This is a genomic window from Salinicola sp. DM10, assembly GCF_017306975.2.
Classification (GTDB): Bacteria; Pseudomonadota; Gammaproteobacteria; order Pseudomonadales; family Halomonadaceae; genus Salinicola.
This window is the reverse complement of the sequence record NZ_JAFLEN020000008.1, coordinates 22,893-37,938: the sequence shown is the minus strand read 5'-3', so window position 1 is coordinate 37,938 and position 15,046 is coordinate 22,893. Positions and strand designations below refer to the sequence as shown.

The following is a 15,046-nucleotide window of genomic DNA, read 5'->3' as shown; positions in this document are numbered from 1 at the left end:
GGCGGTGGCTGGCCCGGGGGCGATGGCCGAGATGGAAATCGCGATGGCGTGGTGGCGGGATAGCCCGCTCAGACCCCGAGGTTAGCCCAGAAGGCCATGCGCTTCGAGCATCCGCCGTCCAATAGGCATGCGCCGGGGTGACTTCGATGGCGAGGCCGAAACCTGTATGCTTAGCCAGTTCGCTCGCTATTCTTCACTCGCCACTGGTCACCCTCATTACGCGATACTTCTCTATGGCGTTGCCCACGCTCGACGACCCGTTCTACTACCTGGCCAATTTCCACACCGTGCTCGACTGGCTCGGGTCGCGTTACGCTGATCTGCTGTCGGCCGAGGAGCGCGACTTCATCGCCGCCTTCGAAGCGCTGCCGCGCGCATCGCGGGCGCTGCTGGTGCGTATGGTGATGCGCAAGGGCGTCGACTTTCGTGCCAGCCGGCTGCGCTACGCCGAGATCGGCGATACCCGGGCGGCGGCGGCACCGCTGATCGCCGCCGGCTGGATCGAGACCGATGCCGAGCTGGAGCTGGCGGCACTCTTTGCCTTGACGACCAAGAGCGAGCTTGCCACCGACCTGGCGCCGTGGCTGGCCGAGCTGGGGCTTTCGCGCAGCGCGGGCAAGGCCGTCTGGTGCACGGCGCTGGCGGCCGAGTCGCCGCCGCCGCGAGCGCTGCCGGCGTGGTTGCCGAGCCTCGACGACACGCACTATCGCCTGACCGTCGACGCCCTCGGCGAGCGTTTCCGGCTGATGTTCTTCGGTAACCTGCGCCAGCAGTGGTCGGAGTTCGTGCTCGCCGATCTGGGGGTCTACCGCTTCGAGTCCGTCCCCCTGGCGGCAGCGTCGCGGGCCTTCTCTCGGCGCGACGAGCTGGAGGCCTATCATCATCTGCATCGCTGCCGCGAGCGCTTCGACGCCGACGAGCCGCTGGCTGACCTGCTCGCCGAGATCCCGCGTGAGCCCTTCGACAACCCCTGGCTGGAGCGGCGCCGTGGCCGGCTGCTCTACAAGCTCGCCTATCGCAGCGAGCGCCAGGGCGAGCTGCGCCAGGCGCTGGCGCTCTACCATGACAGCGCCGCGCCGGAAGCGCGCCTGCGCCGCATTCGGGTGCTCGAACGCCTGGCACGCTTCGACGAGGCCTGGGCGCTGGCCCGGTGCGCCGGGAACGCCCCGGTGAGTGCCGCCGAGTCCCAGGCGCTAGGGCGCATCGTGCCGCGTCTGCGGCGCAAGCTGGGGCTGCCGCGGGGCGACGCCGTGGCGCCGGCCGAGCCCGAGCGCATCACGCTGACGCTGCCGCGCAGCGGCTGGGTCGAGGGCGCGGTGGCGGCACACCTGAGTCGTGACCAGGCGCCGGTGATCTATGTCGAGAACACTCTGATCAACGCGCTCTTCGGGCTGCTCTGCTGGGAGGCGATCTTCGCGCCGCTGCCGGGGGCCTTCTTCCACCCGTTCCACAGCGGGCCGGCGGATCTCTTCGACAAGGATTTCCACGTCCGGCGCCAGGCGCTGTTCACGGCCTGCCTGGCGGCGCTGGAGCGTGGCGACTATGGCGACATCGTGCGCCAGCGTTTTCGCGACAAGTACGGCATTCAGTCGCCGTTCGTCGCCTGGGGCGCGCTCGACGAGCGCACCCTGACGCTGGCGCTGACGTGCATCCCCGCGCGTCACCTGCGGCTGTGGTTCGAGCGTCTGCTCGGCGACATTCGTGCCAATCGTGCCGGTATGCCGGATCTGATCCAGTTCTGGCCGGACGAGGCGCGCTACCGCATGATCGAGGTGAAGGGACCCGGGGATCGCCTGCAGGACAACCAGAAGCGCTGGCTCGCCTTCTGCGCCGAGCATGCCATGCCGGTCAGCGTCTGCTACGTCAGTTGGGGCGAGGGCGGAGATGAGCGGGAGCGCCAGGACGCGCAGGGCGACGAGGGGCAACCGCAGAGAGCGGTGATAGAGGATGCCGGAGCGCCGCCGAATAGCGCGGCGGGCGGGAACCCGGCGTGAGCTACCGGATCGCGGTGCGCGCACTGTGCGAGTTCTCGGCCAAGGCGGGCGATCTCGATCTGCGCTTCACGCCATCGCCCTCGGCCCAGGAGGGCATCGCCGGCCACCGGGTGGTGAGCGAACGCCGCGGCGAGCGCTACGAGCGCGAAGTAGCGCTCGCCGGGCACTATGCGCATCTGGAGGTGCGCGGGCGCGCCGACGGCTATGACCCCGACGCCAACCGGCTCGAAGAGATCAAGACCCACCGCGGCGATCTGGCGCGCCAGCCGGCCAACCAGCGCGCCCTGCACTGGGCCCAGGCGCAGGTCTACGGCCATCTGCTGTGTCTGGCACGGGGGCTCGAGCAGCTCACCGTGACCCTGGTCTATTTCGATATCGCCAGCCAGCGCGAGACGCCGCTCAGCCAGCAATGCAGCGCGTGCGAGCTGCGCGAGGTGTTCGAGACCCACTGTCAGCGCTTTCTGGCCTGGGCCCAGCAGGAGCTGGCGCATCGGCGGCGGCGAGACGCGGCGCTGGTGGCGCTGAACTTCCCGTTCGCCGACTTCCGCGCCGGCCAGCGCGAGCTGGCGGAGGCGGTCTACAAGGCCACTCATACCCGGCGCTGGCTGCTGCTGCAGGCGCCCACCGGCATCGGCAAGACGCTGGGGACGCTGTTCCCGATGCTCAAGGCGATGCCCGGCGAGCCCCTCGACCGGGTGTTCTTTCTCACCGCGCGCAATACCGGCCAGCAGCTGGCGCTGGAAGCCCTCGAGCAGCTCGGCGCGCGCCCGCTTGCCGCATTCGCCGCTGACACCCATGCGTTGGCTCAGGTCCCCGCCGAACCGGTCTCGGGTGAGGCGACACCGGTGCTGCCTCTGCGGGTGCTCACGCTGACCGCGCGGGAAAAAGCCTGCGAGCATCTCGACAAGGCGTGCCACGGTGAGGCGTGTCCGCTCGCCGCGGGCTTCTACGATCGCCTGCCGGCGGCACGCTCGGCGGCCGCCGAGCGCGGCTGGCTCGACCGCGCCGGTCTGCGCACGGTGGCCCTCGAGCATCAGGTCTGCCCCTACTACCTGGGCCAGGAGATGTCGCGCTGGGCCGATGTGGTGGTCGCCGACGTCAATTACTACTTCGATCTGCACGCCCAGCTCTACGCGCTGACCCTGCAGCAGCAGTGGCAGGTGGGCATTCTGGTGGACGAAGCGCACAACCTGGTCGAGCGCGGTCGCGGCATGTATACCGCGACGCTCGATCACGCCGCCTTCCGGCGCCTGGTGCCGCAGCTGCCGGCGCCGCTGAAGCGCCCGCTGGCGCGGGTCGCCTCGGCCTGGCAGGATCTGGCGGAGCAGTTGGACGATGCCCACGGCGAGCGCGATTATCGCGTGCTCGAGCAGCTGCCGGGCAAGCTGATCGCGGCGCTGCAGCAGGCGGTGTCGCGGATCGTCGAGTATCAGAGCGAGCAGCCGATCGCGCTGGACGGCGAGCTGCAGCGCTTCTCCTTCGAGGCCCAGCATCTGTGCCGGGTGGCCGAGACGTTCGCTAGCCACTCGCTGTGCGACCTGACCCGGCAGCCGGCGCGCGGACGCCAGCGCCGCGCCGGGGCGACGCTGACCCTGCGCAACGTGGTGCCGGCGCCGTTTCTGGCCGCGCGCTTCGCCGCCGCCCATGGCGGCACGCTGTTCTCCGCTACGCTCTCGCCCCAGGGCTATTTTCGCGATCTGCTCGGGGTGCCCGACAGCGCACCCTGGCTGGCGCTGGGTTCGCCGTTCGCTGCCGGCCAGCTCGAGGTCAGCATCGCCATCCGGCTATCGACCCGCTACGCCCATCGTGAGGCGTCGCTCGATCCGCTGGTGGCGCGTATCGCCGCGCGTTTCCATCAGCGGCGCGGCAACTATCTCGCCTTCTTCTCGAGCTTCGCCTATCTGGAGCAGGTCGCCGAGCGCCTGGCCGAGCGTCACCCGGAGGTGGTGCAGTGGCGCCAGGCGGCGCGCATGGACGATGCCGCCCGGGCCAGCTTTCTGGCGCGTTTCGAAAGCGGCGGGGCAGGGGTGGGGTTCGCCGTGCTGGGCGGAATCTTCGGCGAAGGCATAGATCTGCCCGGCGAACGGCTGATCGGGGCCTTCGTCGCGACGCTGGGGTTGCCCCAGGTCAATCCGGTCAACGAGCAGATGCGCGAACGGCTGCAGGCGCTGCTCGGCAACGGCTACGACTACGCCTACTTCTATCCCGGCATGCAGAAGGTGGTGCAGGCCGCCGGGCGGGTGATCCGCACCGCCAGCGACCGGGGCGTCATCGAGCTGCTCGACGACCGTTTCGCCCAGCCGCGGGCGCGTGCACTGCTGCCGGCCTGGTGGCCCGAGCCCCGGCTCGACTGAGCGCGCGCGGGGCACGGCCGCCACCCTCTCAGTGCAGCTTCATCTTGGGCCGCAGGTAGCGGTTGAGCCCATCCACCACCACCGTCATGCCGGTCTTGAACAGGCCGTGGATCGCCATCTGGTGCATGCGGTAGAGCGAGGCGTAGAACAGCTTCGCCAGCCGGCCCTCGATGAACAGGCTGCGCGCCGAGGTGCCGCGCATCAGACTGCCGACCGCTTCGAAGTGGGCCAGCGAGATCAGCGAGCCGCGATCGTGGTAGACGAACGGTTTGAGCGGCTTGCCGGCCATCGCCGCGCGCAGGTTGTGATAGCAGTGGGTCGCCTGCTGATGAGCCGCCTGGGCCCTCGGCGGCACCCGCTTGTCGTCGGCCTGGGGGCAGGCGGCGCAGTCGCCGAAGGCGAAGATGCGCTCGTCGTCGAGACTCTGCAGCGTCTGGTGCACCTTGAGCTGGTGATTGCGCTCGGTGGCGAGGCCCAGCTCGGAGAGGAAGGCCGGGGCGCGGATACCCGCGGCCCACACGCTCAGGTCGGTCGCCAGCGGTTCGCCATCGGCGGTGATGAAGCCGTGCTCGTTGGCCTCGGTGACCCGGGTGTCGACGTGGATCTTCACCCCCAGGCGCTCGAGTTCGCCGTGCACCGCGCGGCTGATGCGCTCGGGCAGCGCCGGCAGCACCCGCGGTGCGGCCTCGATCAGGTGCACCTCGAGCTTGCCGCTGTCGAGGGCGGTGAAGCCGTAGCTGTGAAGCATCTTCGAGGCGCCGAACAGCTCCGCCGCGAGTTCGACCCCGGTGGCCCCGGCGCCGACCAGACCGACGGTCAGCTTGGGATGGGTGCGTCGCTCCGGATCGCTGTAGCGCAGGAAGGTGTTGAGCATGTGGCGGCGGAAGTTCTCCGCCTGCTGCGGGCTGTCGATGAAGTGGCAATGCTCGGCCACGCCGGGGGTGCCGAAGTCGTTGGAGACGCTGCCCACCGCCAGCACCAGGTAGTCGTAGGTGAGCTTGCGTGCCGGCAGCACCACGACGTCGTCGGCATCATGAATCGGTTCGAGGGTGATGGTGCGGGCGTCGCGGTCGATGCCGCTCAGGGTGCCGCGCTGAAAGCGGTAGCCGTTGTGCTTCGAGTGGCCCTGATAGGAGACCTCGTCGAGACCCGAGTCGAGGGTGCCGGTGGCGACCTCGTGCAGCAGCGGTTTCCAGATATGGGTGGGGTTGCGGTCGACGAGCACGATGTCGGCGCGCTGGCGTTTGCCCAGCTTGCGGCCCAGACGGGTCGCGAGCTCCAGGCCGCCGGCACCGCCACCGACCACCACGATACGCGGTGTGGTCATGACAGAAGACTCCTTGCGGATACGATGAAAACGAAGGGAAAAAGCTCTGCGCTGGCGTCGAGCGACCTCGCTGCCGGGCGGCCGGGGCCGAGACGGTGTGCGAGCGCGGGGTGAAGCAGGATGACGCGATCCGTGATGGATGAGATGACGCGAAGGGTTGCAGCAGGGATCACAGTCACGAAAAGGCCGGTCGACTCGACGAAAGTATAGCCGGTAGGATACGCCCATCGCTGCCGCTTGGCACCCGCGAAAGGTGCTCCGGCATTGCCACTGGAGACTGCGCACGATGCTGCCCTTGCTCGACGATATCCGCCTCATCGCCTTCGATCTCGACGGTACCCTGATCGACTCCGTGCCCGATCTCGCCGCGGCGGTGGACGCGATGCTGGAAGACATGGCGTGCCCACCCGCGGGCGAGGCAAAGGTGCGCGACTGGGTCGGCAACGGTTCGCACTTGCTGGTGGCGCGGGCGCTGGCCGACGCCCGCGGCGGTGAACCTGACGCGCAGACGCTTGCGCGCGCCCACACGTGCTTCCTCGCGCACTATCGCGCCGCGCCCTGCGCGCGCACCCGGGTCTTCCCCGGCGTGCGCGAGGCGCTGGCAGGGCTCTCCGCCCGCGGCCTGGTGCTGGCGCTGATCACCAACAAGCCGGCGGCCTTCATCGACCCGATCCTCGAGGCGCTGGCGCTGCGCGACTATTTCCAGCTCACCCTGGGCGGCGACTCGCTGTCCGAGAAGAAGCCGCACCCGGCGCCGCTGTTGCATCTGGCCGCGCACTTCGACATCGCCCCGCAGCACTGCCTGATGGTCGGCGACTCGCGTCACGACATCGAAGCGGGCAAGCGCGCCGGCTTTCGTACCCTGGCGGTACCCTACGGCTACAACCACGGCGAGCCGGTGGCGACGAGCGCCCCCGACGGTCTGGTTGAATCGCTTCAGGAACTCGTTTAGGGTTTTTGGACCGGCGCCGCGCCCTGGCTGGCGCCGGCTGCGAGCCGTCATTTCACGCCCCTTTTCTCTGGACCGAGCCCCACATGCAACCGGATAGCCGACGCCCCGTGTGTTCCAGCGCCCTGATGCGCCACGTCAAGCGTTGGCGATGGTGACCGTCAGCCCGATTGCCTTATCTGCCTGTCGCTGATTTTCACTGTTGGAGCCCGGTCTCATGACGATGACCCCTGAGCGTTTTGCCGAGCTGGCGCAAGCCGGCTACAACCGTATTCCTGTGACCCGCGACGTGCTCGCCGATCTGGATACGCCGTTGTCGACCTATCTCAAGCTGGCCGATGCCCCCTGGACCTTCCTGCTCGAATCAGTACAGGGCGGCGAGAAGTGGGGGCGCTACTCGATCATCGGCCTGCCCAGCCGCGAGCGCATCGAGGTGCGTGGTTTCACCGTGCGCCATTTGATCGACGGCGAGCAGCACGGGGTCGCCGAGGTGGCCGACCCGCTGGCCTGGATCGAGCAGTTCCAGGCGCGTTTCAAGGTGCCGCACCTGGATGATCAGCCGCGCTTCGACGGCGGCCTGGTGGGCTACTTCGGTTACGACACCATCCGCTACATCGAGCCGCGGCTGCGCAGCGAGCGCGCCGCCGAGAAGCCCGACCCGATCGGGGTGCCGGACATTCTGCTGATGGTGTGCGACGACCTGGTGGTGTTCGACAATCTCTCTGGCCGGCTGCAGCTGTGGACCCACGCCGACCCGCAGGAGACGGATGCGCTGGCCTCGGCCTGGGAGCGGCTCGAGGCGCTCGAACTCAAGCTGCGCAGCGCAACCTTCAACACCCTGAGCCCGGGCACCGGGCGCAACGACGTGGCCGAACAGGACTTCCACGCCAGCTTCAGCGAGCAGGGCTACAAGGAGGCGGTGGCACGCATCAAGGAGTACGTGCTGGCCGGCGATCTGATGCAGTGCGTCCCCTCCCAGCGCATGTCGATCCCGTATCAGGCGCCGCCGCTGGATCTCTACCGCGCCCTGCGCAGCCTCAACCCGTCGCCCTACATGTTCTTCCTCAACCTGGACGACCACCACGTGATCGGTGCCTCGCCGGAGATCCTGACCCGGCTGGAGGGCGACGAAGTCACGGTGCGGCCGATCGCCGGCACCCGCCCACGCGGCGCCACGCCGGCCGAGGACAAGGCGCTGGAGGAGGAACTGCTGGCCGATCCCAAGGAGATCGCCGAGCATCTGATGCTGATCGACCTGGGGCGCAACGACATCGGTCGCATCAGCCAGACCGGGACGGTGGAGGTGACCGATCGCATGGCGATCGAGCGCTATTCCCACGTCATGCACATCGTCTCCAACGTCACCGGCAAGCTGCGCGGCGGCATGTCGGCGATGGATGTGCTGCGCGCCACCTTCCCTGCGGGGACGCTCTCCGGGGCCCCCAAGATTCGCGCGCTGGAGGTGATCGACGAGCTCGAACCGGTCAAGCGCGGTATCTACTCCGGCGCGGTGGGCTATCTCTCCTGGCACGGCAACATGGACATGGCGATCGCCATCCGCACCGCCGTGCTCAAGGATGGCGAGCTGCACGTGCAGGCGGGCGGGGGCATCGTCGCCGACTCCGACCCCGACGACGAGTGGCAGGAAACGCTCAACAAACGCCGCGCGCTGTTCCGCGCGGTGGCGATGGCGGAAAAGGGGCTCGACAACCTCGACTGACCCCATCGGCGACTGACCCCGTCGGCGACTGACTCCGTCGGCTGTCATCCTGGTGTCATGCTTGTCGCTTTCCATCGAGAGGCATGACCCGTGCCGATTCCGCTTCCCCCAATGATGCCCGATCCGCTGTCGCCGCCGCGCGGCAGTGGCCCCTGCCACCACGGCGTCACATCATGACACGCGCCTGGCGCTGGTGGCGGTTGGCCCTGGTAGCGGGGCTCGGCGTCACGCTGTGTGTGCTGTTCGCGGCATACGGCGGCGTGCCCCGCAGTTGGCTCGAAGAGCTCCAGCTGCTGCCGTTCACCCTCGCCATGATCGTGCTGCCGGCGCTGGGCATCCCCATGACTCCCTTCTTCATCATCGCCGGGCTGCGCTTCGGCGTGGCCGGCGGTCTCGCCGTGGCCACACTGGCGACGCTGTGCAATCTGCTGCTCTGCTATGCCATCGCCCATAGTCGCTTGCGCCCGCGTCTGCGTCAGCTGCTCCAGCGTCGTTTTCCGGCGCTGGCGGCGCTCGACGTGGATCGCCGCAGCGCCTGGCGAGTGACCTTCCTGATCAAGCTGGTGCCGGGTGTGCCGATGTTCATCAAGCACTACGCCCTCGGGGTGGCCGGCGTGCCGCGCTCGATCTATCTCACGGTGGCACTGCTGACCACGGGCCCTTATGGGGTGGCCTTCGTGGTCCTGGGAGAGTCCGCCCTGAGCGGGGATCTGGGGCAGGCGCTGGGCGCGCTGGTGGCATTGGCGCTGATTGCGGTGTCGCTGTTGGCCTGGCGTCAGGCGCGCCGGCGTCGCCTGGCACAGCGGGCAATCAAGGACGACGCAGGGCGAGTGAAGGGCGGATAGATAGCGAATAGATGAGGCAGCGAGACGACGCCTGGCAGGCTCGCCGCGCCGCCGGCATCGCCGCCCGCGTCAGGGCCGGCGGCGATGGGGGAGCGCATTGCGTTGGCTCGGTCGGCCTGATTCAGTCGACCTGGCCCAGCAGCAGGAACTCGATCAGCGCCTTCTGCGCGTGGAGGCGATTGCCGGCCTCCTGCCACACCACCGCGCGCGGGTCGTCGAGCAGGGTAGTGCTGATCTCTTCGCCGCGATGCGCCGGCAGGCAGTGCAGGAAGATGGCGTCGGCGGCGGCCTGGTCGAGCAGCGCTTCGGTGACCTGGAAGCCGGCGAAGTCGCGTTCACGCTTGGCCTGCTCCTCCTCCTGACCCATCGAGGCCCATACGTCGGTGGTCACCAGATCGGCACCGCGCACGGCCGTCGCGGGGTCGCGTACGATCAGCGCGTGGTCACCGGCGGCGTCGAGAATGTCCTGGCGCGGCTCGTAGCCCTGCGGACAGCAGATGCGCAGCTGGAAGTCGAACTGCCGGGCGGCGTTGATCCAGGAGTGGCACATGTTGTTGCCATCGCCGATCCAGACGGCGGTCTTGCCCGTGACCGCGCCGCGGCACTCGGTCCAGGTCATGACGTCGGCGAGCAGCTGGCACGGGTGGTAGTCATCGGTGAGGGCGTTGATCACCGGCACCGTGCTGCTGGCGGCGAACGTCTCGAGACCGTCGTGGGAGAAGGTACGGATCATCACCGCATCGACCATCTCCGAGAGCACCCGGGCGGTGTCGCCGATCGGCTCGCCGCGGCCGAGCTGGGTATCGCGCGGGGACAGGAACAGCGCATGCCCGCCGAACTGAGCCATCGCAGTCTCGAACGAGACCCGGGTACGGGTCGAGGACTTCTCGAAGATCATCGCCAGGGTACGATTGCTGAAAGGGGTGTAGGTCGGCCCCTGGGTCTTCAGTTCGTGCTTGATCTTGATCGCGCGCTGAATCAGATAGGCGAGCTCGTCGCGGGAGAGATCCAGCAGGGTCAGAAAGTGGCGTGCGCTCATGGGCAGTTCCCGGTCGTTTTGGCCTAATTCTGCGGCAGCGCCCCTCGCGCCGCGCGGCAAACTCAAATATCGGCCGCCGAGTGGCGGCGGCCGGTTCGCTGCAGGGCAGCCTCGACATCACGCGGTCTAGGCCGCGTGGGGAGGGCCTGCAAAGAAAAAAAGCGCCGCGAGCGAAAAGCCGTCGGAACGGTTCGCTGAACGGCGCCGTCACCGGCTTGGCTGCATGCCGGTTCGTGCGAGAGTCGTTCATCCTAACCAGCCCCCCGCAGCCGTGCAATGGCCCGCAGTGGCGACGGCTGGCCAGAGTAGGTTGGCGATCGCCGGGGCAGGGGTGTTTTCGTGCCACGTCATCAGTAGAATGAGCGTCACGGTCAAACTTCATGCAGCCACGCGACGGGCGCCGTGATCGCGCTCGTCCCGTCAAAGGACGTCCCATGAGCGATACCCTCGATACCATCAAGCAGCAGATCGGCGACAACGCGATCCTGCTCTACATGAAAGGCACTCCGCAGCTGCCGCAGTGCGGCTTCTCCGCCCAGGCGGTGCAGGCGCTGATGGCCTGCGGCGAGCGTTTCGCCTTCGTCAACATCCTGGACAACCCGGACATCCGCGCCGAGCTGCCCAAATACGCCAGCTGGCCGACCTTTCCGCAGCTGTGGATCAACGGCGAGCTGGTCGGCGGCTGCGACATCATCGTCGAGATGTACCAGAGCGGTGAGCTCGAGCCGATGGTCAAGGAAGCGGCGGCGAAGTCGGCGGAAGCTTCCAGCGACAGCTGAGCAGACGTTTCCTTTATCGCGGCCACCGGCCGCGAGGCCAGGTACAAACGCCAACGCCGCCCCGAATTCGGGGCGGCGTTGGCGTTTTTAGAGAGGCGTTTTCAGCGGGTCTTGTGCAGACGGGTGCACTCGATGCAGGGCTCAAATATCCTCGAAGCCCTGCTCGCGCATCGCCAGGTGCCAGCCGCCGAGATCCTTGAAGCGGTTGACGATGGCGCAGAACAGCGCGGCGGTGCGTTCGGTGTCGTAGCTGGCCGAGTGCGCCTCGGCGTTGTCGAAATCGATACCGGCGGCCTGACAGGCGCGGGCAAGTACGGTCTGGCCGTAGGCCAGCGCCGACAGGGTGGCGGTATCGAAGCTCGAGAAGGGGTGAAACGGGTTGCGCTTGATGCCGCAGCGCTGGATCGCGGCGTTCAAGAAGCCGTGATCGAAGGCGGCGTTGTGCCCGACCAGAATCGCCCGCGTGCAGCCGTGGGACTTGATCGTCTTGCGGATCGGCTTGAACAGACCGTCCAGCGCCTCTTTCTCGCTCACCGCGATCTGCTGGCGGAAGGGGCTATCGAGATCGATGCCGGTGAAGTCCAGCGCCGACTGTTCGACATTGGCCCCCGCGAACGGCACCACATGGAAGGAGAGCGTCTCCAGTGGCAGCAGGTTGCCCTGTTCGTCCATCGTCAGCGGCACTGCCGCGACCTCGAGCAGGGCATCGGTGGCGGCGTTGAAGCCGCCGGTCTCGATATCGACCACCACCGGGAGATATCCACGAAAACGCTGCGCCATCAGCTCTCTCGTGCTGGCGTCCGACATGCAAGTACTCCCGTTGCCTGGGGTGGCGGCGATGGCACCGCCCGAATCGAAGCAGCGCCGCGTGGCACGTCCTAGCGAGACGGCCGTCGTGGCGCCTGTGTTGAATGGCGAAAAGTCTAGCAGTTTCGGGCCTCGGCGTCCTGCCGCTCGGTATTCGTGCGGGGGCGAGGGCGTTATAATCCGGGATCGATTCGCGCGCACAGCCGCCCGTGCCGCCCGCCGCCGGCGGCTGTGCCACCATCAGCCACGCTCGACGCCAGCCGTTCGAGCGCTCTTGGCCTTCGTGCCTCGAGACGTCACACCCAAGGAGTTGCCGCATGTCCGATATCAAGAAGGTCGTCCTCGCCTATTCTGGCGGCCTTGATACTTCCGTGATCGTGAAGTGGCTGCAGGAGACCTATGCCTGTGAAGTGGTCACCTTCACCGCCGATATCGGCCAGGGCGAAGAGGTCGAGCCCGCGCGCGCCAAGGCACAGGCGCTCGGGGTCAAGGAGATCTACATCGAGGACCTGCGCGAGGAGTTCGTGCGCGACTATGTCTACCCGATGTTCCGCGCCAACACCATCTACGAAGGCGAGTACCTGCTGGGCACCTCCATCGCGCGCCCGCTGATCGCCAAGCGCCTGATCGAGATCGCCAACGAGACCGGCGCCGACGCCATCTCCCACGGTGCCACCGGCAAGGGCAACGACCAGGTGCGCTTCGAGCTGGGCGCCTACGCGCTCAAGCCGGGGGTCAAGGTGATCGCGCCGTGGCGCGAGTGGGATCTGACTTCGCGCGAGAAGCTGATGAACTACTGCGAAGAGCACCAGATTCCGGTGGACTTCTCCAAGAGCAAGAAGAAGTCACCCTACTCGATGGATGCCAACCTGCTGCACATCTCCTACGAGGGCGGCATTCTCGAGGATCCGTGGGCCGAGGCCGAAGAGGACATGTGGCGCTGGAGCGTCTCGCCCGAGGCGGCGCCGGACACCCCGACCTATCTCGAACTCACCTTCGAGAAGGGTGACGTGGTGGCGATCGACGGCGAGCGTCTGAAGCCGCACGAAGTCCTGGCCAAGCTCAACAAGCTGGGTGGCGACAACGGCGTCGGGCGCCTCGATATCGTCGAGAATCGCTATGTCGGCATGAAATCGCGTGGCTGCTACGAGACCCCGGGAGGCACCATTCTGCTGCGTGCCCACCGCGCCATCGAGTCGATCACCCTGGACCGCGAAGCGGCCCATCTGAAAGACGAGCTGATGCCGAAGTATGCCAAGACCATCTACAACGGCTACTGGTGGAGCCCGGAGCGTCGCATGCTGCAGGCGGCGATCGACGAGACCCAGGAATTCGTCAACGGCACGGTGCGGGTCAAGCTCTACAAGGGCAGCGCCACGGTGGTGGGGCGCAAGTCCGAGCAGTCGCTGTTCGACGAGTCGATCGCGACCTTCGAGGACGACGCCGGTGCCTACGACCAGAAGGATGCCGAGGGCTTCATCAAGCTCAACGCCCTGCGCCTGCGCATCGCCGCCGGCAAGGGCCGTTCCGCCAGCTGAGGCCGAAACCGGCGCGGTGCCGCGCCGGTCATCGCACGAGGGGAGTGAACCATGCTCAAGAAACTGTTCTCCGGCCTGCTGGGTGGCGGGCAAGCGGATGCGGCCAAGCCGCAGAAGGAGCGCGAGGCGATCGAGTACAAGGGGTTTCTGATCGTGCCGGCACCGCAGGCGGCCAACGGTCAGTACCGGGTCAGCGGCTGGATTCGCAAGCCCGGCGACGATGGCCAGATGCGCGAGCGGCGCTTCGAGCGCTCCGACGTGGTGCCCGGCGAGGATGCCTGCGTGGCGCTGACGGTGAGCAAGAGCCAGCGCTATATCGATGATATCGGTGAGGCGATGTTCGAGCAGGCGCACTGAGCCCGGCCATTCCCCTGGTCAGACGATGACGGCGCCCCTGGGCGCCGTCGTCTTTTGTGCCCTTCTGTTTTTTGTACCGCCCTCGTTTGTGCTGCGCGTTTCTCCCGCGTCCGCAGATGCTGCTGACTGGAAAAAGCCCTTGCTCGAGACAGCTCTACTCGAGACAGCTCTACTCGAAATAGCGCTACTCGAGATAGCCCATGCGACATAGCCCATGTGAGCATGCGACATAGCCCGTGTGAGATAGCCCCATGAAAGCGCTACTGCTGTCCGCCTACGCCGCGGTGAGCCATCGGGTCTGGGCCGAAGGCCTGGTGGCTGCCTTCCCCGAGATCGCCTGGACGCGCCTGGAACTGCCGCCGCGCCACTTCGCCTGGTCGATCCGCGCCAACCCACTGATCTGGCAGGTCAGCCAGGAGGCGGCGCTGGCGCAGAACTACGACCTGGTGGTGGCAACCTCGATGGTGGATCTGGCCACCCTGGTCGGGCTCTGCCCGGCGCTGGGTCGGGCGCACAAGGTGGTCTACTTCCACGAGAACCAGTTCGCCTTCCCCGCCTCTGCTCAGCAGACCCCGCGCCCCGAACCGATGATGGTCAATCTCTACGCCGCTATGGCGGCGGATAGCGTGGTGTTCAACAGCCGCTACAACCGCGACAGCTTCTGCGACGGCGTGCGTGACTTTCTCGGCCGCATGCCGGGCCGGCCGCGTCCTCAGGTCTGGCTCGAGCGCCTGGCCGAGCGCGCCCGGGTACTGCTGGTGCCGCTGCCCGAGTCGCCGCCGCGTCAGGCCAACGGCGGCCACCGGATCGTATGGAACCACCGCTGGGAGTATGACAAGAATCCGGAGGCGTTCTTCGCCGCCCTGGCGCAGCTGATCGAAGAGGAGGTGGCGTTCGAGGTCGCCGTCATGGGCCAGCAGTTCCGCGCCCGCCCGGCGATCTTCGATCAGGCCCGCGCCTGGCTGGGCGAGCGCGTGGTTTGCTGGGGCGAGCAGCCCGGTGAGGTCTATCATCAGATGCTCGACTCGGGCGCCATCGTGGTCTCCACCACCGATCACGAGTTCCAGGGGTTGGCGATCATGGAGGCGGTGACCCGGGGCTGTGTGCCGCTGGTGCCCGACCGGCTCTGCTTCCCTGACTACTACGACGACGTCTACCGTTATCGCGGTGGCGCCGAGGCGCTGGCCGCGCGCCTGGGGCAGTGGCTGCGTCATCCCGAGCAGCGCCCGGCGCTACCCGACGCCCACGCCTGGCAGTGGCCACGCTGGCGCGACGCCTACGCCGCCGTGCTGGGCCTTGATTAGCGCGCTCGAACGACGGCGCTCGGGGCTGGCGGC

General features: G+C 67.6%; 12 protein-coding genes. 9 read left to right on the top strand and 3 right to left on the bottom strand.

The window, feature by feature from the left end; all coding sequences use genetic code 11:
• Positions 1-233 precede the first annotated feature (233 nt).
• Both J0A90_RS18055 and J0A90_RS18050 read left to right on the top strand, forming a co-directional pair.
• Positions 234-1,994, top strand: a complete 1,761-nt coding sequence (locus tag J0A90_RS18055; RefSeq protein ID WP_207034628.1) for a VRR-NUC domain-containing protein — start codon at positions 234-236, stop codon at positions 1,992-1,994.
• Positions 1,991-4,348 carry an ATP-dependent DNA helicase gene (locus tag J0A90_RS18050; protein WP_207034626.1) on the top strand — a complete coding sequence of 786 codons (2,358 nt, stop codon included), beginning with the start codon at positions 1,991-1,993 and terminating at the stop codon, positions 4,346-4,348. The genes J0A90_RS18055 and J0A90_RS18050 overlap by 4 nt, the downstream gene beginning before the upstream one ends.
• 28 nt (positions 4,349-4,376) lie before the next feature.
• On the opposite strand, the gene J0A90_RS18045 is transcribed toward J0A90_RS18050, so the two are convergent.
• On the bottom strand, positions 4,377-5,675 hold the full coding sequence (locus tag J0A90_RS18045) for an NAD(P)/FAD-dependent oxidoreductase (protein WP_207034624.1): 1,299 nt from the start codon (positions 5,673-5,675) through the stop codon (positions 4,377-4,379).
• 286 nt (positions 5,676-5,961) lie between these two features.
• Between J0A90_RS18045 and J0A90_RS18040 the strand changes: the two genes are divergently transcribed.
• The 3 genes from J0A90_RS18040 to J0A90_RS18030 all read left to right on the top strand — a co-directional run bounded on the left by J0A90_RS18040 (position 5,962) and on the right by J0A90_RS18030 (position 9,189).
• On the top strand, positions 5,962-6,627 hold the full coding sequence (locus J0A90_RS18040) for a phosphoglycolate phosphatase (RefSeq protein WP_207034622.1): 666 nt from the start codon (positions 5,962-5,964) through the stop codon (positions 6,625-6,627).
• 220 nt (positions 6,628-6,847) lie between these two features.
• Entirely contained in the window at positions 6,848-8,344 is a 1,497-nt protein-coding gene (gene trpE, locus J0A90_RS18035; RefSeq protein ID WP_207034703.1) for an anthranilate synthase component I, read from the top strand.
• Between the two features lie 173 nt (positions 8,345-8,517).
• A complete protein-coding gene (locus J0A90_RS18030) occupies positions 8,518-9,189 on the top strand; it encodes a VTT domain-containing protein (protein WP_207034620.1) in 672 nt (223 codons plus the stop codon).
• Between the two features lie 121 nt (positions 9,190-9,310).
• Here J0A90_RS18030 and argF read toward each other — a convergent pair whose 3' ends face one another.
• Complete coding sequence (gene argF / locus J0A90_RS18025) at positions 9,311-10,228, bottom strand: ornithine carbamoyltransferase (RefSeq protein WP_207034618.1); 918 nt, start codon at positions 10,226-10,228, stop codon at positions 9,311-9,313.
• 434 nt (positions 10,229-10,662) lie between these two features.
• Between argF and grxD the strand changes: the two genes are divergently transcribed.
• On the top strand, positions 10,663-11,007 hold the full coding sequence (gene grxD / locus J0A90_RS18020) for a Grx4 family monothiol glutaredoxin (protein WP_035471998.1): 345 nt from the start codon (positions 10,663-10,665) through the stop codon (positions 11,005-11,007).
• 141 nt (positions 11,008-11,148) lie between these two features.
• Here the strand turns inward: grxD and rnt are convergent, their stop codons facing one another.
• Positions 11,149-11,814: a ribonuclease T gene (gene rnt, locus J0A90_RS18015; protein ID WP_207034616.1), complete on the bottom strand. Its 666-nt coding sequence runs from the start codon at positions 11,812-11,814 to the stop codon at positions 11,149-11,151.
• Positions 11,815-12,131: 317 nt separating this feature from the next.
• Between rnt and J0A90_RS18010 the strand changes: the two genes are divergently transcribed.
• The 3 genes from J0A90_RS18010 to J0A90_RS18000 all read left to right on the top strand — a co-directional run bounded on the left by J0A90_RS18010 (position 12,132) and on the right by J0A90_RS18000 (position 15,013).
• Positions 12,132-13,352: an argininosuccinate synthase gene (locus tag J0A90_RS18010; RefSeq protein ID WP_207034614.1), complete on the top strand. Its 1,221-nt coding sequence runs from the start codon at positions 12,132-12,134 to the stop codon at positions 13,350-13,352.
• A gap of 51 nt (positions 13,353-13,403) precedes the next feature.
• Positions 13,404-13,709 carry an HlyU family transcriptional regulator gene (locus J0A90_RS18005; protein WP_207034612.1) on the top strand — a complete coding sequence of 102 codons (306 nt, stop codon included), beginning with the start codon at positions 13,404-13,406 and terminating at the stop codon, positions 13,707-13,709.
• A 251-nt stretch (positions 13,710-13,960) separates the two neighbouring features.
• A complete protein-coding gene (locus J0A90_RS18000; protein ID WP_207034610.1) occupies positions 13,961-15,013 on the top strand; it encodes a DUF3524 domain-containing protein in 1,053 nt (350 codons plus the stop codon).
• Positions 15,014-15,046: the final 33 nt, after the last annotated feature.